Consider the following 22,749-nt stretch of genomic DNA (forward strand, 5'->3'; position numbering starts at 1 on the left):
GGCCGCGGAGGACAGGACCGCAGGCGCGACGGCCTGATGGGCCGGGTGGACGGATCCGCACCGCGGGGTGCCGTCCCCCCGGCCCACGCCGGGCACGACCGTCGGCGCAGAGGGACTGGACTCACCGTTCACGAGCACCGATCGTGGCGGTATGAACGATCACCGCACCGCCTCCGCCGGCACCCCCGGTCACGTCCCTTCCGCCCGCCCGGAAGCACCGGTGCCGGGCGATGCCACAGGCGCGGCGTGGGGCCTGAGCGAGGCGGCTGCGCGTGCGGAGGCGGCCGAGGTTCGCCGGTTCCGGGAGCGGTTCGGGCTGCCCGGACTGGTCGACGTCCACACGCACTTCATGCCAGAGCGTGTTCTGCACAAGGTCTGGAACTACTTCGACACGACCGGGCCGCTGATCGGCGGACTGGAATGGCCGATCACCTATCGGAAGGAGGAGGCGGAACGTACCGCCCTGCTCCGGGAGTTCGGCGTCCGGGCCTTCACCGCGATGCTCTACCCGCACAAGCCCGGCATGGCGACGTGGCTGAACGCGTGGGCCGCCGACTTCGCCCAGCGCACCCCCGACTGCCTGCACACCGCCACCCTGTACCCCGAACCGGGCGTGGAGACGTACGTCCGCGAGGCCGTCGAAGCGGGCGCCCGGGTCTTCAAGGCGCATGTCCAGGTGGGGGCGTACGACCCGGCCGACGAACTCCTCCAGCAGGCGTGGGGAGTGCTGGCCGAAGCCGGGATACCCGTGGTGATCCACTGCGGTTCCGGTCCCGCGCCCGGCAAGCACACCGGCCCCGAGCCGATCGCGCGGGTGCTGGCACGGCATCCGAGGCTGCGGCTGATCGTCGCGCACATGGGGATGCCCGAGTACGAGGACTTCCTCGGCCTTGCCGAGCGGTTCGAGGAAGTGCGGCTGGACACGACGATGGCATTCACCGACTTCACCGAGGAGTTCATGCCGTTCCCCCGTGGCGCCCTGCCCCGCGTCGCCGCCCTGGGCGACCGCATCCTGCTCGGATCCGACTTCCCCAACATCCCTTATCCGTATGTGCACCAGCTCCACGCTCTGGAGCGTCTGGACCTCGGGCACGAGTGGCTGCGGGCGGTGTGCCACGGCAACGCGGCCCGGTTGTTCCGGCTGTGACCGGTCCGCACTGACCGCGCCCGGTCAGGCCGGCGGAGGTACGGGCGCGGCGACGACGGCGACGCCCGCTTCCCGCCTCTCGAACAGCCCGATCACCTCCGCCAGGGCGACCGGGCCGCCGACGGGGTCGGTCAGAGCGACGGGCTGCTGGTGGCCGTCCTGCCAGCGCGTGTCTCTTTGATGGGTTGGTCAGTTGATCGGATATGTCCGTCCGATTAGTGATCACCGATGCGATGTGGGACCGGATCCGGCCGTTGATGCCAGCGGATCCGGTCCGCGGGCGGCGGTGGGCCGACAACCGCCGCACCCTGCCGTCCGACCAAGTCGGCCACCGCTTGCGGCGAGGGCGACTCGGCGGCCGTCCGCCCGGCTTCGACAGCGAGGCATACAAGCAGCGGAACACCGTCGAGCGGTGCATCAATCGTCCCAAGCAGTGGCGCGGCCTGGCCACACGAACCGACGAGCTCGCGATCGCCTACCAGGCGGCACATCACCTGGCGGGCATCCTGATGGACCCGACGCTGACCAAAAGGACAGAGCCTAGCGGCGAGCAACAGGGTTGGGCGCAAGGCGCGGCCCCCAGTCCGGCGGCAACAAGGCCCACGAACCATGGTCCAACCACTCCCGGAATTGGACGGGCCGGGCGCCAGTGACGTGGTCCAAAGAGAGCGGGACGATCCGACCACAAGTTGCCCGTCCGTCCCACCACACCGTGCCGGCCAGCGAGCCGGTCAGCGCCAACAGGGTGGAGAAGCCGCAGCCGTGCTCCTGGATGACGACCGCACCGGCCGTCTTCAGGTCCTCGAACGTGTCGGCCTCGTCGGCCCAGGCACGCCAAGCTGTCCGATACGCGGCGTCGTCCTCAAAGGCCTCAGCCTGTGGCTCACGTGCCATCAGGTCGTCGTCGCTCTCGGCATAGGAGTCGGGATGCGGAAAGGGAATGGCCAGCAGCTCGCGCCGCCACTCATCATTGCCGGCCCACCACCAACCACGCCCGGTCCGCTCAAGCCGGAAGAGCGCTCCGCCCGCGCTCACTTCGCGCAGATACGCCCGGTATCCCTCAGGAAAGGACACACCGAGTTCACGTTCTGCCTCGACAGTCTCGACTTCAGTGAGGGGCGGCTGTGTCATGGACCGAGCCTAGTCCGCGTCATGCAGACCATCGATCCGCTCACGCGGACCCAACGGCATCGCCGAGTCAGGCCGCTCCAAGAGACATGGCCTAGCGGACCCCGTACTCTGCCAGCCACCCGAGCACATCTTGGCGAGAGGCCTGGACGAGCCGTCCTCCGGTGAAGCGGACGTCGTTGGTCACCTCGGCCACGCACTCCTGCGGGGGAACGAAGGACTGCGCCTCCTCATCAGTGGTGAACTCGGCCTCAGCAAGGACCAGACCCAGTAGGGGACCCTCGAAGACATCGACGCCCAAGGGAGGCACGCTGAAACGCGTCTTGGACAGCACAGCGGCCGGCAGCGAGGCGATCAGGTCGTACTCGTTCCGCGACAAGTAGGTGTTGGTGATCAGGCCCTGAACACCGCCCGGACGAGGGATCGGCACTTTCTGTGTGAGCTTGCGTTCGCAGCCGCCGTCCGGGAAATCGGCACGTCGCAGCCGTAGTCGTGTTCCCACCAGATACCGGTCGGTGATCACACGGGTGGCCGTCACTGTTGACGGCGTCGGCGGTTCGGCGAGCAGGAACCGTCTCTCTCGCTCAACGCGTGCATACTTTCCCGGGCAAACCGACTGACCTTGAATCCCACCGGCCTTGTCCATCATCAGGACAGCTTCTCAGCTGCCTCTCCCCGTTCACCTCGCCCTCTTCCTGATCCTGCCGAGTCCGGCGAGAAGCACGCGAGGCCAGTATCAGCGAGACCGACAACCGGCAGCTCGGCACCCCGACCCTCACCAGGCTCGGTGACACACCCGCGCCCTGCCGGCCGTCCCACACACCACGTGACTCTCCGGCGGACGGAGCCGTGTCACTCCAAGACGACAGCTCCCGGCTCACAGACCTCTGGCCGGCGAGCCGCGATGAGAACGGACAGGTCCCCGGTGTCGGACCCGTGTGCGAGCGTGTAGCGCGAAAGCATGTGACATGTCGAAGGGGAACCGGTGGCAGCAGTGAGGGACGGCTGGGCTGGGATGGGCTGGGACTGGACGGATGCCGACGACATTCGCCGGCGTCTCGACGAGGGCGCCGATCCAGAGAGATGGACCGGGGGCCGACCGCTGCATCGCGCAGCGGTGTTCGGGTCCTCGGGGGCCGTCGCCGAGCTGGCTGGGCGAGTTGCGGATGTGGACGCGGTTGAGAACGGCGTGACGGCGCTTTGGGTGGCCGTCGTGTCCAGGAAGCCGGAAAACGCACGAGCCCTCGCCGCTGCCGGGGCTGATCCTTGGCGCCTGTCGATCGGCGGCTGGTCACCTGGGCGGCTGAGCCTGGCCGGACCGACGCCGAGCCTGTTCCCGGTACCGGAATGGGTACGCCTGACCGAAACAGAGAGTGCGGCAGCGGACGAGGCCAAGCGGCTCACCACGGCACTGGGCACATTCCACTACGAAGGTACGGGGCTGGCCTGCGTGGCCGGCATCGACGCGGCCGAGGCGGTGCGCCGTCTGGAGGCGGCGCCGGTGGAGTACGAAGTCATCGACGAGCTGCTGGCAGATCCGTACGGGTACGACATGGACGAGATCTCGCAGATCATCGGTGTGACGGCCGTGCCGGGTGGCTGTGTCATAACCCAGCCCTGGGGATACGCGCCGCAAATGCCGGGTGTGCTGGCCCGGTTGTCTGCCGACACGGTCTGCTACGGCCTGTACGCCAATCCCAAGAGCGGCAACCAAGGCAGTATCGCCCGTCATGGAAGAGTCGAGGGCTGGGACCTGCACCCGGGCGGGGGACCGGATGAGAACGACACCTCCGAAGAAGTGTTGGCTTCGTACCTCTACCAGCACAACGCCGTGGCCTATTCCTGCGCTGCGCCTTTGCAGGACTGCGTCCGGCCGACAGGCGTGCCGTGGTCGGACCTCCCGATGTATGGGTCGAACTGCCTCGCCGCGACTACTGGAGTCACTGACAGCGCCCAGCGATATAACCGTCGTCTCAAACGGCTGTTCCACACCTCCGTTGTTCAGTAGCCGAAGGTCTGGGGAATCCGGCCGGCTCTACGATCGCAAACGAGCCGAGGGCAGGCGCCACACCCAAACCGTGCTCGCCCTCGCACGGCGTCGCGTCACGTCAGGCTTCATTGCCTCGGGCAGGATCAGGTAGATCGAGATCGTGGGGGAGGGAGAACAGAATGATCATCACCACTCAGGGAGTGAAGGTCACCTCGACATGCGTGGCCTGTGGCGGCGTGCTGGTCCGCGACCTTGGTCAGTTCATCGACCGGGGACAGCTGCGCTGGGGCATCGAAGGGCGATGCCTGGCGTGCCCCGACGCGTGGTGCGAGACGGGCGCCGGCCCCGCTCCCCGAGAGATCAGACAGGCACTGCTTGCCGAGCACGGGGCCGCTCGGCTTCGCCTGGCGACCACGGAGACCAGTCTCCTCCCCGTGTTGCGAGCCCTGCGCGAGGTGCGGCACCTGCCACTGGGCGAAGCCCGGCTGACGGCCGCCGCCCTGAGCGAAGGCGGCCTGGTCGGCACGTCCGTGGAAATGGCGCATCTGGCGGAAGGACTTCGCGAGCGGTCCATCGCCACGACGCTGTCTCCGTCGCCCACTTGACCGCTCGAAGCTGCCCGGGCCGGTTCGACGACGCGCGGGAACCGTTCGTCACACGATGGAGCGGGCGACGCGGAATCCTACGTCGTCGACCTGGAACGTCGGGTGGCTGCGGCGCCGTGCAGAGGCCCGGCAACTCCAGTGCTCATCGAACCAGCCACCGCCACGGAGCACCCGGTAGGTGCCGTAGACCTCGGCGTCATACACGTCCCAGCACCAGTCCCAGACGTTGCCGAGCATGTCGTAAAGACCCCACCGGTTGGGGTGTTTGCCGCCCACGGCGTGGACGCGCTCGTGCGAGTTGCCGCGGTACCAGGCGATCTCGTCGAGCGGCGCGTACCGCGGCCCGGCCGTACCGGCGCGGCAGCCGTGCTCCCACTCGGCTTCGGTCGGCAGCCGGTACCCGTCGGCGGACGCGTCCCACTCGATGCCTTCGCCGTCGGCACGGAAGTGGTAGGCGGATGTGAATCCGTCGCGCAGGGACAAGGCATTGCAGAACCGCGCCGCGTCCCACCAGGAGACGCACTCGACGGGCAACTGGTCCCCATGGGCAGTACTCGGCCGCCGGCCGGTGATCTGGGCATACAACGCCTGGGTGACCGGGAACGCCCCGAGCGAGTACGGCGCGAGTTCGACCGACCAACTGCGCTGAGTCCGCCGGTCCGACAGCGTTACCCGCCCTGATGGGATAGCGACCATCTGGTTTCCCGCGACCACGTCCATGATCGGGAGATCCTACCGAGACCGGTCAGTTCGCCACGGCGGGGTCGGACCACACCAAGTGAGACAGCGACACGCGTCCGCCGCGGTCCAGCGTGCGGGCCGGATCGACGTCTCCCGCAACCTCGTACCGCGCGGGGACCTCCAGGGCGTCCCGCCGACCGGGATACCGGTCAGGCCTGAGGGCGTCCTTCATCTCGTTTCGCCAGCAGGTCTAAGGCAGTTCGACGCTGATGAGGCCGCGCAGCAGCTTGCGCAGGTGGTCCGGCATGTCGATGTCGTGCGGGCTGAGCAGCCACTGGATCTGCAGGCCGTCGATGAACGCGATCAGGTCCGCCGCCAGCCCCGACGCGTCCACGTGGGGGCGCAGCAGATCACGTCGTACCAGGTCGTCGACGGCCAACTGCATCTGCCGGCGGGTGCGTTCGTAGCGGGCGACGAAGTACGGGCGCGCGGGGTGGTCCGCCGCGGTCGCCTCGCTCGACAGCACGGCGAACAGGCTCACGATCAGCGGGTTGGCCTGGTTGTGCGCGACGAGCCGGATCATGCTGGCGAAGTACTCGAGGCCGTCGTGGTTCACCGCGCCCGAATCGAAGAAGTGCGCGTCGTCCTGGTGCTCTCGTTCCTCCAGAACCGCTTCGAGTAGCGACTCCTTCGTCGGGAAGTGATGCAGCAGCCCCGCGCGGGAGACATCGCAGGCCGCGGCGAGCTGGACCATGCTCGCGTTGCGGTAGCCGACCTGCCCGAACGCGGTGAACGCGGCCTCGATGATCTGGGCGCGCCGGCGCTCCCCCTTGGGGTAGTTCCGTGGGGCCGTCCCCTGCCGCGCGGTCGCCTTTGCCATACGGAGATGCTAATCGCCCTCTAGAAACCAGCACCCCTGTCGGTATTCTGTTGTGCGGTCGTCCGCCTCGAGAGGAGCCCAACATGTCGACGCCACAGATGTCGGTGCAGCTCTACTCCGTCCGCCACGCTCTGGAAGCCGACGAGGACGCGGCCCTGGGCCGCCTCGCCGCCCTGGGACTGAGCAACGTCGAGGCCTTCGGCTTCGTGCACCGCGCCGGCGAACTCGCCGACGCGCTCGCCCGGCACGGCCTGTCCGCGGCGACCGGACACGCCGGTTTCCTCTCCCCGGAACGCGCCACGGCCGAGGGGGCACCCGCACCCACCCTCGACGAGACCTTCCGGGCCGCCCGTCGACTGGGCGTGGAGATCCTCTTCGACCCGTTCGTCCCCGCCGCCCGCTGGGCCGACGAGACGGAGATCGCCCGTACCGCCGGACTCCTGAACGAGGCCGCGAAACGGGCCGCCGACCACGGGCTGCGCGTCGGGTACCACAACCACTCGCAGGAGTTCGTCCACACCGTCGCCGACGTCAACGCCTTCGACCGCTTCGCCGACCTGCTGGCCCCGGAAGTCGCCCTGGAAATCGACCTGTTCTGGGCCTCGGCCGGCGGCTACGACGTCGTGTCGCTGCTGAACCGCCTGGGCTCCCGGGTGCGCGCCCTGCATGTGAAGGACGGCCCCGTCATCGACGACCCGTTCACCTCCGGTGCCCCCTTCGACCCCGCCGACACCCGCCAGGTTCCGGCGGGCCGGGGAGAGATTCCGCTCGACGCCTCGCTGGCCGCGGCCCCGGACGCCGAGTACGCCGTCATCGAGTTCGACCACTGCGACGGTGACATCTTCGAGGGCATCGCGGCCGGCGTCGCCTACCTCAACGGGAAGGGCATCGCCTGATGGCGGCACACAACCCGGTCGGCGTCGGACTCGTCGGCGCCGGCAACATCAGCGACCAGTTCCTGACCAACCTCACCCGCTTCCCCGACCTGCACGTGGCCGTCGTGGGCGACCTCGACACCGTGCGCGCCGAGACCCAGGCCCGCAAGTACGGCGTCGAGGAGTGGGGCACCGCCGCCGACGTCCTCGCCCACCCGGACGTCGACATCGTCGTCAACCTGACCGTGCCCGCCGTCCACGCCGAGGTCAGCTCGGCGATCGTCGCCGCGGGCAAGCACGTCTGGTCCGAGAAGCCCATCGCCGTCGACCGGGCCGACGCACGCGCCCTGCTCGACCGGGCGGCCGCGGCCGGCCTGCGGGTCGGAGTAGCCCCCGACACCGTGCTCGGCCCCGGCCTGCAGACGGCCCTCCGCGCCATCGCCCGCGGGGACATCGGCACCCCGCTGTCCGCGCAGACCGTCATGCAGTACGCGGGACCCGACCTGTGGCACCCCGACCCCGAGTTCCTGTTCGCCGAGGGCGCCGGGCCCCTCTTCGACATGGGGCCGTACTACCTCACCGCCCTGGTCTGCCTGTTCGGCTCGGTCAGCCGGGTCGCCGCGGTCGGCTCCACCGCCCGGACGGTGCGCACGGTCAGGAGCGGCCGGCGGGCGGGCACCGAGTTCGCCGTCGCCGTACCCACCCATGTCTCCGCGCTCACCCAGTTCGAGAACGGCGGGGTCGGCCAGAGCGTGTTCAGCTTCGACTCCCCGCTCACCCGCACCGGGTTCGTCGAGATCACCGGCACCGAGGGCACGCTGGTGCTGCCCGACCCCAACACCTTCGCGGGAGAGGTGCGGATCACCCGGGTCCAGCAACGCGGCGAGGATCCCGTATGGGAGACGGTCACGCCGGTCGGCATCGAGGCCGGACGCGGACTGGGTGTCCTGGACATGGCCCGGGCCATCCGCGGCGGACGGCCCCACACCGCCTCCGGCGCCCTCGGCTACCACGTCCTGGACGCCATGATCTCCATCGACGAGTCCGTCACCTCCGGCGAGACGATCCACGTCGCGAGCGCCGCCGGTGAGATACCGCTGGTCCCCGAGGACCGGGACCCCTACGGAGCCACCCTGTGAACCGCCCCCTGCGCGCCGGATTCATCGGCGGCGGCTTCATGGCGGCCGTGCACACCCGGGCGAGCCGGGCCGCCCGCGGCCACCCGGCCGCCCTCGCGAGCTCGACCCCCGAACGCGGCGAGCGGGCCGCCGAGGCCCTCGGCGTCGAACGCTCCGAACCGGACGCCCACCGCCTCGTCGCGGCCGGCGACCTCGACGTCATTCACGTGTGCAGCCCCAACCGTCTGCACACCGAACACACCCTGATGGCGCTGGCCGCGGACGCGCACGTCATCTGCGAGAAGCCCCTGGCCACCACGGCGGCGGACGCCGAACGACTGGTCCGGGCCGCGCGGGAGGCCGGCCGGGTGGCAGCGGTCCCCTTCGTCTACCGCTACCACCCGATGGCCCGGCAGGCCCGCGCCCTGGTGGCGGACGGACAGCTCGGCACCGTCCTCACCCTGGACGCCACCTACCTCCAGGACTGGCTCCTCGACCCCGGCGACACCAACTGGCGCGCCGACCCGGAAGCGGGCGGCGCCTCCCGCGCCTTCGCCGACATCGGCTCCCACCTGTGCGACCTCGTCGAGTTCGTCTCCGGACAGCGCATCCACCGCCTTGCCGCCCGCACCCGGACGGTCTTCGCCGAGCGCGGCGGCACCCACGTCACCAACGAGGACACGGCCGCCCTCCTCGTCGAACTCGGCAACGGGGCGCTGGGCACCCTGCTCGTCAGCCAGCTCGCCCCAGGCCGCAAGAACAGTCTCACCCTGGAACTCCACGGCACCCGGCAGAGCGTGCGCTTCGCACAGGAACGCCCCGAGGAACTGTGGATCGGCAGGCGCGAGGGATCGCAGCTGCTCCTGCGCGACCCCGGCACCGCCGCGCCCGACTCGGCCCGCCTGTCGGTGCTGCCTCCCGGTCACGCCCTCGGGTACCAGGACGCCTTCACGGCGTTCGTCACCGACGTCTACAGCGCCGTACAGGGAAGGTACCCCGAGGGGATGCCCACGTTCGACGACGGACTGCGCGCCGCACGGCTCACCGAGGCCGTCCTGGCCTCCGCCGCCGGACGCGGCACCTGGATCGAGACCGCTCCCGAGACGATCGGGACCGCTCCCGAGACGATCGGGACCGCTCCCGAGACGATCGGGACCGCTCCCGAGACGATCGGGACCGCACACGAGACGATCGGGACCGCACACGAGACGATCGGGACCGCACCCGAGACGATCGGGACCGTACCCGCGACGGAGGACCGCACATGACCACAGCCACCCACCCCGTCACCCTGTTCACCGGACAGTGGGCCGACCTCCCCTTCGAGGAGGTCGCCCGCCTCGCCGCGCAGTGGGGCTACGACGGCCTGGAGATCGCCGCCTCGGGAGACCACCTCGACCTGAAGCGCGCCGACGAGGACGACGCCTACGCGGCATCACGCCTGGAGGTCCTGGACCGGCACGGCCTCAAGGCCTACGCCATCTCCAACCACCTCGCGGGCCAGGCCGTCTGCGACGCGCCCATCGACTTCCGCCACCAGGCGATCCTGCGCCCGTATGTCTGGGGCGACGGCGACGCGGAAGGAGTACGGCAGCGCGCCGCCGAGGACATGAAGCGGGCCGCGCGGGTGGCCCGCAAACTGGGCGTGAACACCGTCGTCGGCTTCACCGGCTCGGCCATCTGGCCCTACGTCGCCATGTTCCCGCCGGTACCGGCCGCCGTCATCGACGCCGGCTACGAGGACTTCGCCACCCGCTGGAACCCGATCCTCGACGTGTTCGACGCGGAGGGGGTGCGCTTCGCCCACGAAGTGCACCCCGGCGAGATCGCGTACGACTACTGGACCAGCGTCCGCACCCTGGAGGCGATCGGCCACCGCGAGGCCTTCGGCTTCAACTGGGACCCCAGCCACATGATGTGGCAGAACATCGACCCGGTCGGGTTCATCACCGACTTCAAGGACCGTATCTACCACGTCGACTGCAAGGACACCCGGCTGCGCCCGCGCAACGGCCGGGCCGGCGTCCTCGGCTCGCACCAGCCGTGGGGCGATCCGCGCCGGGGCTGGGACTTCGTCTCCACCGGTCACGGCGACGTCCCCTGGGAGGACGCCTTCCGCGCCCTGGAGTCCATCGGCTACGACGGCCCCATCTCCATCGAATGGGAGGACGCCGGCATGGACCGCCTGCACGGCGCCGCGGAGGCGGTGACCTTCGTACGCTCGCTGCTGTGGCCGGCGCCGAAGGCGTCCTTCGACGCTGCGTTCAGCAACCAGTAGGCCCGTAGCGGCCCGTCCGGTCAGACCTACGGGGAGCGAGGGATGACGACGGGGCGGGAGGCGTGCTGGGACACGTGGCGGCCGACGGACCCGAGCCGCGCCCTTCCACGCTGAGGGAAAGGCACCGGGCCCGCCGGAAAGGCACCGCCAGGCGCATCGCAGTGCCGTGAACCGCGCTGATGCGTCATGGTCAGGGTGCCGTGTTCGCCGGGAGGGTGCGGCGTCGGCCGGTGACCTTGGACGAGGGGAGGCGGCCGGCCTTGGAGGTTCCCGTCAGCGTGTCGCCGTCGAGGGTCAGGGCGAAGGCCAGGTTCAGCCGCATGGGCCTGGTGACGGCCTGCTTCCAGGTGAGGCGGCCGTTTTCGAGGAGTACATCGCTGAGCGTCACCTCCTCTCCCGTCCCGCGCGCGGTCCCGACGAGAACGCCGTCCTCGTACCGGAACTCGGCCACGGCCTCGACGGTGCCGATGGGGGTGGAGATGGACAGGTCCCAAGTGCCTTCGGCGGACATGGTGTTGTTCTTCCTCACGGTGTGGTGCGGTGCTGGGGGAGATCGGGGTGACGGCTCAGAACCGGGCGGGCTGCGGTCCGGTGTTCCGCCAGACGGTGCCGCGGCGCTCATGGGCGAACAGCTCTTCGACGGCCTGCGCGACCCGTGGGCCGACCTCGCGCTCCAGCAGATACAGGCCCAGATCGAGCCCGGAGGTGACACCGGCGCCGGTGACGAGATCGCCGTCGTCGACGACACGTGCTTGCACGGCGTGCGCACCGGTGGCATCCAGCAGGTCGAGGCCCATGTGGTGCGTGGTGGCATGGCGTCCCTCCAGCAGACCGGCCATCGCCAGGACGACCGAGCCGCCGCAGACGGCCGTGAGGGTCACGTCGGGATTCTCCGCCGCGGCCTTCAGCAGGGTGGGCAGCTCGGTGCTCAACGTGCGGCCCAGCAGCTCGGGAACGGTCGCGTCCTCCCACACCTCAGCGGCCCCGGCCGCGTGGTCGGGGACGTCACCGGGATCCCCGATCCGGCCCGCCGCACCCGGGACCAGCACCAGTCCGGCGCGGTCCGGGTCGAGTGTGGCGGTGGCGCGCAGCGCGATCCCGGCGACACCGCCGGCCACCTCGCGCGGCCCTTCCGCCGAGACGAGTTCCACGGTCACCGCACCCTGCGTGGCGGTGCCCCCGGCGGACAGCACTTCGTAGGGGGCGATGACATCGAGCGGATCGAAGCCGTCGAACAGGACGATCTGGGCGTGCATGAAGGGCCCTTCGGAGTGCGGAGGACCCGGCTACTGCCGGGCACACACCGAACGTAACCAGCGGCCCCCTCCCCTCCCAGTGGCATGGGCGACACCCTTCGACGGAAAAATGCCACGGCCGGGAAGAGGCCCCTGACCTGCGCCGCTTTCAGCTCAGACTGAACTTCTGTGCGGTGGCGCCGTTGCAGTCCCAGATCTGCAGGCGGGTGCCGTTGGCGGTGGCGCCGCTGGGGGAGTCGAGGCAGCGTCCGGACTGGGGGTTGAGGAGGGAGCCGTCGGCTTGCTGGACCCATTTCTGTCCGCCGACCCCGTTGCAGTCCCACAGCTCCACCTTGGCGCCGTTCGCCGTGCCGTTGCCCACGACGTCCAGGCAACGTCCGAGCGTGGCAAGCGAGTTGTCGGACCCGTGATACCAGTGCTGGTCGACCGCGTACGACTGGCAGCCCCACAGCTGTACGGCGGCCCCGTCGGCGCCGGTGTCGTCGGCGGCGACGTCCACGCACGTGCCGCCCGGGCCCTTGACCGGCCCTCCGCCGTTCACCGAGAACTTCTGTGCGGTGGCGCCGTTGCAGTCCCAGATCTGGAGGCGGGTGCCGTTGGCGGTGGCGCCGCTGGGGGAGTCGAGGCAGCGTCCGGACTGGGGGTTGAGGAGGGAGCCGTCGGCTTGCTGGACCCATTTCTGTCCGCCGACCCCGTTGCAGTCCCACAGCTCCAGCTTGGCCCCGCCGGTCGTGCCGTTGTTCTCGATGTCGAGGCACCGCCCGAGCGTGGACAGTGAACCGTCCGGGTTGTGCGTCCAGTGCTGGTCCTCGGCATACGTCTGGCAGTCCCACAGCTGTACGGCGGCGCCGTTGCCACCGGTGTCGTCGGCCGCGACGTCCACGCACTTGCCGCCGGGGCCGGTGATCGTGCCCTGCGGACCGTTGGGCACGTCCGTCTCCCCGCTGTAGCCGACGGAGGCGATGTTCGCCTGGACGGCGTTCTCGGCGGCGTCGGTGGGATAGCCGGAGACCATGACGCCCTCGAAGAAGGTGCCCCGGTTCCAGTTGCTGTTGTCGCCCCCGATACCCAGGATGATCCCGCCTTCCTGGTGCATGGGCTGATAGCCGCCCCGGGTGGGCAGCGCCCCGTCCCACCACGTGGTGAGCCCGCCGGACCGGGAGTCACCGCCCTTGAGCGCGTACCGGGTCTGCCCGTTGTTCTTCAGCACGGCGGTCACGAAGGTGCTGCCGTTGCCCAGGTTCGCCGTGTTGGAGCCGTTGTCGCCCTGGAACATGCCGTTCTCCAGGTCGGCCTCCACCCAGGGCCCGTTCCCGGTGCACGGCGCGAAGTAGCAGGTGGTGGCGATCGACACGGCGTCCATGTGCCCGTTGCCGGTGTCGGCCGGGGTGCGCTCCGCGTTGCCGTAGTCGAAGCAGCAGGCGGATCCGACATGGGTACCGCTGGCCACCATGTAGGCGCCCTCGGGCTGACCGCCCACGGCGACACCGGAGGCGACGCCGGTGTAGCGGTAGCCCACACCCGGCGAGATCCACACCCCGTACACCTTGTGGCCGCCCGCGGTGACGGCGATCTCCGAGGCGTCGGCGCCCCGGTCGTCGCCCGTGCCGGCGGTGCCGGCGGGCCCCGGCGTCAGGTCGTTGTGCCGGCCGCTCTGGTCGTAGATCTTCGTGATCCGGCAGCCCCCGCTGTTCGCGCAGAAGGCGTCCTGGGCCGCCGCGTCGGCATACCCGCCCGACGCCAGCGGCCCGATGTCGGCGGTGGCCCCGTCCGAGACACGGGTCACCTGATAGAGCGGGCCGTCGTAGGCGGAGAGCAGGGCGCGGGTGACGCTGTGCGCGGCCACGCATGGGGTGCCGGCCGCGGCGTAGAGGTCACACGGCAGCGAGCCGGCGGCCTGGGAGACGGCCGGAAGCCCGAGCAGCAGCCCGAGAGCGAGGCCGAGGGAGGCCAGTACGGCGACGAACCGCGCCCGCCACGTCCGTGACCTGGTCCATAACATTGGCGCGGCCATGACATTCGGGGCGGGTGGGGCGCCGCGCATGGCAAGTCCCTTCGAAGCCGGGGTGGGGGAGGGCCGTACCAAGGGCACGGTGACACAGCTCTTCGATCGGCTCGGCCCGGAACCTACGCATCCTGTTCGACCGCGTCAATATTCGTTTCCTTTTTGGTTCAGACCAAGTCCGGGACGGCGTGTTGCTGTCGGCACGTAACCGGAGCCGTTGCAGGCGCACAGGTCGCGAGTGTGAGGTCGCCGTTCCGGGGCAGCCGGTTCTCGTGCGGGATGTTCACACCTGTCACAGAATTCGCTTTCAACAGGGGAGCCTTCCGCAGCGGTGACGTCCAGGTCGTCGAGCCCCCGCTGCTGCGGCGCGCGGTCGGCGCGTCGGCGCTCGGCAACTGCATGGAGTGGTTCGACTTCGGCGTCTACAGCTACCTGGCGGCCACCATCGGCAAGGTCTTCTTCCCCGGCGCCTCTCCCGGGGTCCAGGTGATCTCGTCGTTCGCCTCCTTCGCGGCCGCGTTCGTCGTACGGCCCCTCGGCGGGCTCTTCTTCGGCCCGCTCGGCGACCGGGTCGGCCGCCAGAAGGTGCTCGCCACCACCATGATCATGATGGCGCTCGGCACCTTCGCCATCGGCCTCATCCCCAGCTACGCCACGATCGGCATCGCCGCGCCGATCCTGCTCCTCCTCGCCCGGATGGTGCAGGGCTTCTCCACCGGCGGCGAGTACAGCGGCGCGACCACGTTCGTCGCCGAGTACTCACCCGACCGGCGCCGCGGCTTCCTCTCCAGCTGGCTCGACTTCGGCACGTTCGCGGCTACGCCCTGGGCTCCGCCCTGGTCACCGTGCTGAACCTGCTGCTCACCGACGCCCAGATGCTCACCTGGGGCTGGCGCCTGCCGTTCCTGATCGCCGGCCCGCTGGGCGTGATCGGCCTCTACATGCGGCTCAGGCTGGAGGAGTCGCCGGCTTCCAGCAGCAACTGGACGAACACGAGAAGAACCTCGCGCATGCCTCGGCGGGCAGTGAGCTCAGGACCGTCGTCACCCGGTACCGGCGTCCGCTGCTCATCTGCATGGGCCTGGTGCTGCTGTACAACGTCACCAACTACATGGTCACCGGGTTCCCCCCGACCTACCAGACGGAGACACTGCACCGGTCCAGCGGCTCCGCCGACATGCTGGTGCTGATCGGCATGGTCTGGATCGTCGTGCTGATCACCTTCATCGGCCGGCTCAGCGACCGGATCGGACGACGGCCCGTCTACGGGGTCTGCGCGGCCGCCATGATCCTGCTCGCTGTGCCGTCCTTCCAGCTGATCAAGATGCACGGCAGCTGGCCGCCCGTCCTCGGCGTGCTGATCCTCGCCACCCTGCTGGCCTGCTTCGCCGCGCCGAGCGCCGCCACCCTGCCGGCGCTCTTCCCGACGGCCGTCCGGTACGCCGCGATGGGTATCGGCTTCACCATCGCGGTCGCCGCGTTCGGCGGCACCACCCCTCTGGTGACCGAGGCGCTCGTCAACGTCACCGGCGACGAACTGATGCCCGCCTACTACCTGATGCCGGCCGGTGCGATCGGCCTGCTGACCGTACGGTTCCTGCCGGAGAGCGCGCAGGTCCCGCTCAACGGATCCCGCCCAATGGTCGGTTCGCGCGCGGAGCGGCGGGAGCTGATCACCACGTCGCGGGAACTGTACGGCGCCTGCCTGCGGGACTCGCGCGGTGAGCCGCACCCGGTGCCCTCGACGCGTTCGCACCCGCGCTGACGGCGTCGAGCCGACCGCCTGCCCTCGCCTGGCCGCACACGACACGCGCCTTGGGCTGAGCGACTCGCTCAGCCCAAGGCGCGTGCTCCCGTGTGGCTCCGGTCAGGCTTTGTCCTGCATGGAGCTGCGTGCGGGGTTGCCCTGTTCGGCGGCCTTGGGGTCCTTCTCGTCGCCCTTGGCCCGTACGCCGTCGGCGATGCGCTTGCCGATCGTCTCGTCGATGTTCGACCAGTAAGTGAAGGCGCGCTGCAGGACCGGGTCGGTGACGCCGTTGAGGAGATGCCCGACGACGTTGTCGACCAGACGGTCGCGAGCGGCGTCGTCCAGTACCTCGCGCACCATCGTGCCGGGCTGACCCCAGTCGTCGTCCTCGGGGTGGGACACGTAGGCGGCGCGGGTGATCTCGCCGTCGGCCGCCCAGGTGGGCGGCGGGCCGAACCGGGCCGGATCCGCCGCCGGGCCGCCCTTGGAGTTCGGGGCGTACACCGGATCAGACGTCTTCCGGTAGGCCATCGCCCCGTCCTTGGAGTACGTGTGGACGTCGACGACGGGCGCGTTCACGGGGAGCTGCTGGTAGTTGGCGCCGATCCGGTGCCGGTGGGCGTCCGCGTAGGAGAACAGCCGGGCCAGCAGCATGCGGTCCGGGCTGGGCCCGATGCCGGGGACGAAGTTGTTGGGCTGGAACGCCGCCTGCTCGATCTCGGCGTGGTTGTCGGTCGGATTGCGGTCCAGGGTCATGCGGCCGACCGGGACGAGCGGATAGTCACCGTGCGGCCACACCTTGGTGAGGTCGAACGGGTTGAAGCGGTAGCCCGCGGCCTCCGCGTACGGCATGAGCTGCACGTACAGCGTCCAGCTGGGGAACTGGCCGTCACGGATGTGCTCGAAGAGGTCGCGCATGTGGTAGTCCGTGTCGACGGCTGCCATCTGGTCGGCCTCGTGCTGGGTGAAGAACTCGATCCCCTGGTCGGTCTTGAAGTGGTACTTCACCCAGAACCGCTCACCCTTGGCGTTGATCCACATGTACGTGTGGGAGGTGTAGCCGTTCATGTGGCGCCAGGTCCGCGGGATGCCGCGGTCGCCCATCAGCCAGGTGACCTGGTGGGCGGACTCCGGGGAGAGCGTCCAGAAGTCCCACTGCATGTCGTGGTCGCGCAGGTTGTTGTCCGCGCGGCGCTTCTGGGACCGGATGAAGTGCTGGAACTTCATCGGGTCCTTCACGAAGAACACCGGCGTGTTGTTGCCGACCATGTCGTAGTTGCCCTCGCTGGTGTAGAACTTCACCGCGAAGCCGCGAGGGTCGCGCCAGGTGTCCGGGCTGCCCCGCTCACCGGCGACCGTCGAGAAGCGGATGACCAGGTCGGTGCGGGTGCCGGGCTGGAAGAGGCCGGCCATGGTGTAGGCGCTGACGTCCTCGGTCACCTCGAAGTGACCGAACGCGCCGCTCCCCTTGGCATGCGGCTGGCGCTCGGGAATGCGCTCCCGGTTGAACTGTGCCATCTGTTCGATCAGGTAGGCGTCCTGTAGCAGGACCGGCCCCCCGGGCCCCACGGTCAGCGAGTGCTCGTCACTCTCGACGGGGGCACCGGAGTCGGTGGTGGTGAGGGGTGGTTTCTGCGTCATGGCTCTCGCCTTTCTCCGCACGGAGCAGTGAGGTGCCGGTCCTCGCGGTGTCCCGGACCGGCCGGTGCACCCGTGAGCGCCCCGGGACGGTGCCGTACGGATGTACTCGCGTCCTTGGTTTCCGAAGTCTTCGGGCTCCGACTGAGCGGGTGACCCTGCATGTGCGAGGCAAACACCGTGAGCCCGGTGCCCGAGGACTCGGGCCGGCGCGTCCTGGCCGGGCTCTCCGGCATCCAGCCTGGTCCCACCGGCCCGGAGCCGCCACTCGGGGACACGGCCCGGCCCGACCGCTTCGCCGCTGCCCCGGCGGACCCGGCGAGTGGCTCATGCGGTCTGCATGTCACCCCTGGCACTCGGTCCCACCCTGCCCGTCCGCAGGGTGGGGCCGAGTGCCACGTAGCGGCGGGGTCCCGCCGCTCTCCCGGTGGGCCTGAATCCCCTTCCCCGGCGCAGCTCGCCGCGCCGCCCCTCGAGGCGGCCGCCCGGGCCGTCGTCGGGCTCGTCGAGCAGACCGCGCACACGACCAGTAAGGAGTACGGGCTGACCTGGTCGAGATCCACGAGGTCGAGGACGGCCCGGTGCGGAAGATCGACGTCCGCACCAAGAACCCGGACGTGCTCGCCGCCCGCTATACGCGCGCCGAAGCCGGACCTGCGTTGCAGGCCCACGACGCAGGTTGACGCAAATTCTTGCGCATCTTGCGTTCGCTTGCGGGACGGTGACGCAAGCGCCGCACTCGCATCCGAGTTGCGGACCGAGGCGTCCGGTCGAGTGAAGTGCGCCGGTGCGCCTGCTCGTTGACCGCGTCGGCGGTCAGGAAAGGCTGCGTGTACCGCTTTCCCTGCCGAGGCGTGAGCTCTTCTGGTGAAATTTGTGACGTCCTGCCTGTGGACCGACTCACGGGTCTCTGCAATATTTCGATGAAACAACGCAATATCCTGCGCACCACTCCATCGAGCCACCGCGTCACCGCTCCGCACAGAAACCGCGGAGAACCGCTCCTCCCGCACCTTTCTGCACCACTCCGTCAGGAACGAGCCGCCCTCGCCGCCCCTTCGGTGTGCGAGCCTCCGCAGAAAGCGACCCCGCATGACTCGACACAAGCCGAGATCCTGGAGACGGCGCGCAGCGACCGCTGTGCTCGCCTCCGCCGTCATGGCTCTGGGCCTGCCCGCCGTCGGCGCGCACGCGGCCGGCGGGCCCAACGCCGCCGCGGACGCCAGGACCAAGGCGGGCAGCGCCCGCGCCGCCCACGCGGCCGCCAATGTCACCGACGGCGACACCGACACCTACTGGCAGGCCGGGAAGAAGTCCGCCCAGTGGGTCCAGACCGACCTCGGACGGACCGAGCGCGTCCGGCAGGTCGTGCTGCGGCTGCCCGAGCAGTGGCAGACCCGCAAGCAGACGCTGGCCCTTCAGGGCAGCGCCGACGGCAAGAGCTTCGCCACGCTCAAGTCATCGGCGCAGTACGTCTTCAGCCCCGGCAACGGCAACACGGTCAAGGTCTCCTTCCCGGCGACCCTCGCCCGGTACGTCCGGGCCGACTTCACCGCCAACTCGGTCGCCGCCACCGCGCAGCTCGCCGAGATGCAGGTCCTCACGGCCGCCGCCTCGACGCCCAACCTCGCCCAGGGCAAGCCCTTCAGCGAGAGCGGGCACGCCGACGTCTACGGCGCGGCGAACGCCGGTGACGGCAACCGCGACACCTACTGGGAGAGCACGAACAACGCCTTCCCGCAGTGGCTCCAGGTCGACCTCGGCTCGTCGGTCAAGGTCAACCAGGTGACGCTCCGGCTGCCCAGTGGCTGGCCCAGCCGCAGCCAGACCTTCAAGGTCCAGGGCTCGACCGACAACCAGAACTTCACCGACCTGACGGCCTCGAAGGCGTACACCTTCGACAGCTCCGACGACCAGTCGGCGACCATCACCTTCGACACGACCACCACGCGATACGTGCGCGTGCTGTTCACCGCCAACAGCGGATGGCCGGCCGGGCAGGCGTCCGAACTGGAGGTGTACGGACCGGCCACCGGCGACACCCAGGCGCCCACCGCGCCGTCCAACCTGAGCTACACCGAGCCCGCCACCGGCCAGATCAAGCTGACCTGGAGCGCGGCCACCGACGACACGGGCGTCACCGGCTACGACGTCTACGCCAACGGACAGTTGCGGTCGAGCGTCGCCGGGAACGTCCTGACCTACACGGACACCCAGCCGGCCGGCAGCGACATCACCTACTTCGTGCGGGCCAAGGACGCGGCGGGCAACGTCTCCGCCAACAGCAACAGCGTCACCCGCAAGGGAGCGAGCGGCGACACCCAGGCCCCCACGGCGCCCGGAAACCTCGCCTACACCCAGTCCGGCAGCGACGTGAAGCTCACCTGGCAGGCGTCGAGCGACAACGTCCAGGTCACCGGCTACGACGTCTACGCCAACGACCAGCTCGTCAAGTCCGTGGCGGGCGACGTCACCACGTACACCGACACCCCGTCGGCGACGGCCACGGTCACCTACTACGTGAAGGCGAAGGACGCCGCCGGGAACGTGTCGGTGGCGAGCAACAGTGTCACCCGGACCGGTTCAGGCACCGGTTCCGACCTCGCCCAGGGCAAGCCCATCGAGGCCTCCTCGTACACCTTCACCTACGTCGCCACGAACGCCAACGACGGTCAGCTCGGCACGTACTGGGAGAGCGCGGGCGGTGCCTACCCGGCCACCCTGACCACCAAGCTGGGTGCCAACGCCGACCTCGGCCAGGTCGTCGTCAAGCTCAACCCGGACGCCGCCTGGTCCACCCGCACCCAGAACATCCAGGTGCTCGGCCGTGACCAGGACGCCACGGCCTTCACCAGCCTCGCCGCGGCGAAGGACTACACGTTCAACCCGGCGATCGGCAACACGGTGACCATCCCGGTCTCCGGCGCGGCCGCCGACATCCAGCTCAAGTTCGCGTCCAACACCGGTGCCCCGGGCGCGCAGGTCGCCGAGGTGCAGGTGATCGGCACCCCGGCCGCCAACCCGGACCTCAAGGTCACCGGGATCACCAACTCGCCGGCCGCCCCGGTCGAGTCGGACGCCATCAGCCTGACGGCGACCGTCACCAACAGCGGCAGCAAGGCGTCCAAGGCCACCGACCTGAACTTCACCCTCGGCGGCACCAAGGCCGCCACGGCCGATGTCCCGGCCCTGGCCGCCGGCGAGACGAAGACGGTCACCGCGAGCATCGGCAGCCGGGACGCGGGCAGTTACCCGGTCGGCGCCGAGGTGGACCCGTCGAACAAGGTCATCGAGCAGAACGAGGCGAACAACGTCTTCACCCGCTCCGACGCCCTGGTCGTCAAGCCGGTCTCCAGCTCCGACCTGGTCGCCGCGCCGGTCGCCTGGACCCCGTCCAGCGCCTCGGCGGGCGACGCGGTCGTCTTCACCGTCGCGATCAAGAACCAGGGCACGGTGGCCTCGGCCTCCGGCGCGCACGGTGTCACGCTGACGGTCCAGGACGCCAACGGCGCCACGGTCAAGACGCTCAGCGGCTCCTACACCGGGACGATCGCGTCCGGCCAGACGACCGCACCGATCGCCCTCGGCTCGTGGACGGCCGTCAACGGGAAGTTCACCGTCAAGACGGTCATCGCCGACGACACCAACGAACTGCCGGTCAAGCGCACCAACAACACCACCACGCAGCCCCTGTTCGTCGGCCGCGGCGCGGACATGCCCTACGACATGTACGAGGCCGAGGACGGCACGGTCGGCGGCGGCGCCACGGTCGTCGGCCCGAACCGGACCATCGGCGACATCGCCGGCGAGGCGAGCGGCCGCAAGGCGGTGACGCTGAACGGGACCGGCCAGTACGTCGAGTGGACCACCCGCGCGGCGACCAACACCCTGGTCACCCGCTTCTCCATCCCGGACGGCACCAACACCACCCTGAACGTCTACGTTGACGGCCAGTTCCTCAAGGCGATCGACCTCACCTCGAAGTACGCCTGGCTCTACGGCAACGAGACCTCGCCCGGCAACTCGCCCGGCTCCGGTGCCCAGCGCCACATCTACGACGAGGCCAACCTGCTGCTCGGCAAGACCGTGCCGGCCGGCTCCAAGATCCGCCTCCAGAAGGACGCGGCCAACACCTCCACCTACGCCATCGACTTCATCAACCTCGAACAGGCGACGGAGATCCCGAACCCGGACCCGGCCGCCTACACGGTCCCGGCCGGCTTCACGCACCAGGACGTCCAGAACGCCCTCGACAAGGTCCGCATGGACACCACGGGCAAGCTCGTCGGCGTCTACCTGCCCGCCGGTGACTACGAGACCTCCAGCAAGTTCCAGGTCTACGGCAAGGCCGTCAAGGTCGTCGGAGCCGGGCCGTGGTTCACCCGCTTCCACGCCCCCTCCTCGCAGGAGAACACCGACGTGGGCTTCCGGGCCGAAGCCACCGCCAACGGTTCGACGTTCGCCGGCTTCGCCTACTTCGGCAACTACACGTCCCGCATCGACGGCCCGGGCAAGGTGTTCGACTTCTCCAACGTCTCGAACATCACCATCGACAACATCTGGGCCGAGCACATGGTGTGCCTCTACTGGGGCGCCAACACCGACAACATGACCATCGAGAACTCCCGCATCCGTGACACGTTCGCCGACGGCATCAACATGACGAACGGCTCCACGGACAACCACGTGGTCAACAACGACGCCCGTGCCACGGGCGACGACAGCTTCGCGCTCTTCTCGGCGATCGACGCCGGCGGCGCCGACGAGAAGAACAACCTCTATGAGAACCTGACGTCCACACTCACCTGGCGCGCGGCCGGCATCGCCGTCTACGGCGGCTACAACAACACCTTCCGTAACATCCGCGTCGCCGACACCCTCGTCTACTCCGGCATCACGATCTCCTCGCTGGACTTCGGCTACCCGATGAACGGCTTCGGGACCGATCCGACGACCATCGAGAACGTCTCCCTGGACAGAACCGGCGGCCACTTCTGGGGCTCCCAGGTCTTCCCCGCCATCTGGGCGTTCTCCGCCTCGAAGGTCTTCCAGGGCATCAGGGTCAACGACGTCGACATCGACGACTCCACCTACGGAGGCGTGATGTTCCAGACCAACTACGTCGGCGGCCAGGCGCAGTTCCCGGTGAAGGACACCATCTTCACCGACATCTCCATCACCAACTCCAAGAAGAGCGGAGACGCCTTCGACGCCAAGTCCGGCTTCGGTATCTGGGCCAACGAACTGCCCGAGCCCGGCCAGGGCCCGGCCGTCGGCGAGGCCACTTTCCGCAACCTGCGGATGAGCGGCAACGCTCAGGACATCAAGAACACGACCAGCACATTCAAGATCAACATCGAGTAGGTTCCGAAGGGCGGTGAACGGAAGGGGCGTCCCTGAC

16 protein-coding genes and 2 pseudogenes are annotated in these 22,749 nt (G+C 69.5%); 10 read left to right on the forward strand and 8 right to left on the reverse strand.

Going from position 1 to position 22,749, the window contains the following annotated elements; translation table 11 throughout:
- The first annotated feature begins 151 nt into the window (after positions 1-151).
- Entirely contained in the window at positions 152-1,147 is a 996-nt protein-coding gene (locus tag AB0D59_RS23925; protein WP_362568741.1) for an amidohydrolase family protein, read from the forward strand.
- A 311-nt stretch (positions 1,148-1,458) separates the two neighbouring features.
- Positions 1,459-1,659, forward strand: a pseudogene (locus AB0D59_RS23930) (IS5/IS1182 family transposase); the annotation flags it as partial.
- 28 nt (positions 1,660-1,687) lie between these two features.
- Here the strand turns inward: AB0D59_RS23930 and AB0D59_RS23935 are convergent.
- Together AB0D59_RS23935 and AB0D59_RS23940 are read right to left on the reverse strand one after the other, a co-directional pair.
- On the reverse strand, positions 1,688-2,278 hold the full coding sequence (locus AB0D59_RS23935; RefSeq protein WP_362568743.1) for an SMI1/KNR4 family protein: 591 nt from the start codon (positions 2,276-2,278) through the stop codon (positions 1,688-1,690).
- Between the two features lie 91 nt (positions 2,279-2,369).
- Complete coding sequence (locus AB0D59_RS23940; protein ID WP_362568746.1) at positions 2,370-2,924, reverse strand: hypothetical protein; 555 nt, start codon at positions 2,922-2,924, stop codon at positions 2,370-2,372.
- A 336-nt stretch (positions 2,925-3,260) separates the two neighbouring features.
- On the opposite strand from AB0D59_RS23940, the gene AB0D59_RS23945 reads away from it, so the two are divergent.
- Complete coding sequence (locus AB0D59_RS23945) at positions 3,261-4,283, forward strand: ankyrin repeat domain-containing protein (RefSeq protein WP_362568749.1); 1,023 nt, start codon at positions 3,261-3,263, stop codon at positions 4,281-4,283.
- A gap of 161 nt (positions 4,284-4,444) precedes the next feature.
- On the forward strand, positions 4,445-4,870 hold the full coding sequence (locus AB0D59_RS23950) for a hypothetical protein (RefSeq protein ID WP_362568752.1): 426 nt from the start codon (positions 4,445-4,447) through the stop codon (positions 4,868-4,870).
- Between the two features lie 48 nt (positions 4,871-4,918).
- Here the strand turns inward: AB0D59_RS23950 and AB0D59_RS23955 are convergent, their stop codons facing one another.
- Positions 4,919-5,590, reverse strand: a complete 672-nt coding sequence (locus AB0D59_RS23955) for a formylglycine-generating enzyme family protein (protein ID WP_362568755.1) — start codon at positions 5,588-5,590, stop codon at positions 4,919-4,921.
- A 211-nt stretch (positions 5,591-5,801) separates the two neighbouring features.
- Positions 5,802-6,431: a TetR/AcrR family transcriptional regulator gene (locus AB0D59_RS23960; RefSeq protein ID WP_362568758.1), complete on the reverse strand. Its 630-nt coding sequence runs from the start codon at positions 6,429-6,431 to the stop codon at positions 5,802-5,804.
- 83 nt (positions 6,432-6,514) lie between these two features.
- Here AB0D59_RS23960 and AB0D59_RS23965 point away from each other — a divergent pair, with 83 nt between their 5' ends.
- From AB0D59_RS23965 to AB0D59_RS23980, 4 genes are read left to right on the forward strand one after another with little or no spacing between them, the layout of a single operon-like run.
- Positions 6,515-7,327, forward strand: coding sequence for a sugar phosphate isomerase/epimerase (locus tag AB0D59_RS23965; RefSeq protein WP_362568761.1), 813 nt, complete (start codon positions 6,515-6,517; stop codon positions 7,325-7,327).
- A complete protein-coding gene (locus tag AB0D59_RS23970) occupies positions 7,327-8,445 on the forward strand; it encodes a Gfo/Idh/MocA family oxidoreductase (RefSeq protein WP_362568764.1) in 1,119 nt (372 codons plus the stop codon). Before AB0D59_RS23965 ends, AB0D59_RS23970 begins: the two co-directional genes overlap by 1 nt.
- On the forward strand, positions 8,442-9,692 hold the full coding sequence (locus AB0D59_RS23975; RefSeq protein WP_362568767.1) for a Gfo/Idh/MocA family oxidoreductase: 1,251 nt from the start codon (positions 8,442-8,444) through the stop codon (positions 9,690-9,692). Before AB0D59_RS23970 ends, AB0D59_RS23975 begins: the two co-directional genes overlap by 4 nt.
- On the forward strand, positions 9,689-10,702 hold the full coding sequence (locus AB0D59_RS23980) for a sugar phosphate isomerase/epimerase (RefSeq protein WP_362568770.1): 1,014 nt from the start codon (positions 9,689-9,691) through the stop codon (positions 10,700-10,702). The genes AB0D59_RS23975 and AB0D59_RS23980 overlap by 4 nt, the downstream gene beginning before the upstream one ends.
- 190 nt (positions 10,703-10,892) lie before the next feature.
- Here the strand turns inward: AB0D59_RS23980 and AB0D59_RS23985 are convergent, their stop codons facing one another.
- From AB0D59_RS23985 to AB0D59_RS23995, 3 genes are all read right to left on the reverse strand, one after another.
- A complete protein-coding gene (locus tag AB0D59_RS23985) occupies positions 10,893-11,213 on the reverse strand; it encodes a hypothetical protein (protein ID WP_362568773.1) in 321 nt (106 codons plus the stop codon).
- A 55-nt stretch (positions 11,214-11,268) separates the two neighbouring features.
- The gene (locus AB0D59_RS23990; protein ID WP_362568776.1) at positions 11,269-11,958 is read right to left on the reverse strand and encodes a DJ-1/PfpI family protein; all 690 of its coding nucleotides are present in this window, start codon (positions 11,956-11,958) and stop codon (positions 11,269-11,271) included.
- A 148-nt stretch (positions 11,959-12,106) separates the two neighbouring features.
- Positions 12,107-13,960, reverse strand: coding sequence for an arabinofuranosidase catalytic domain-containing protein (locus AB0D59_RS23995; RefSeq protein WP_362568779.1), 1,854 nt, complete (start codon positions 13,958-13,960; stop codon positions 12,107-12,109).
- Between the two features lie 282 nt (positions 13,961-14,242).
- On the opposite strand from AB0D59_RS23995, the pseudogene AB0D59_RS24000 reads away from it, so the two are divergent.
- Positions 14,243-15,728, forward strand: a pseudogene (locus AB0D59_RS24000) (MFS transporter).
- 102 nt (positions 15,729-15,830) lie between these two features.
- Here the strand turns inward: AB0D59_RS24000 and AB0D59_RS24005 are convergent.
- Positions 15,831-17,351, reverse strand: coding sequence for a catalase (locus AB0D59_RS24005; protein ID WP_362568782.1), 1,521 nt, complete (start codon positions 17,349-17,351; stop codon positions 15,831-15,833).
- Between the two features lie 1,089 nt (positions 17,352-18,440).
- Here AB0D59_RS24005 and AB0D59_RS24010 point away from each other — a divergent pair.
- Positions 18,441-22,712 carry a discoidin domain-containing protein gene (locus tag AB0D59_RS24010; protein WP_362568785.1) on the forward strand — a complete coding sequence of 1,424 codons (4,272 nt, stop codon included), beginning with the start codon at positions 18,441-18,443 and terminating at the stop codon, positions 22,710-22,712.
- The last annotated feature ends 37 nt before the right edge of the window (positions 22,713-22,749 follow it).

Origin of the sequence: Streptomyces sp. NPDC048417, assembly GCF_040651615.1 — a bacterium.
GTDB lineage: Bacteria > Actinomycetota > Actinomycetes > Streptomycetales > Streptomycetaceae > Streptomyces.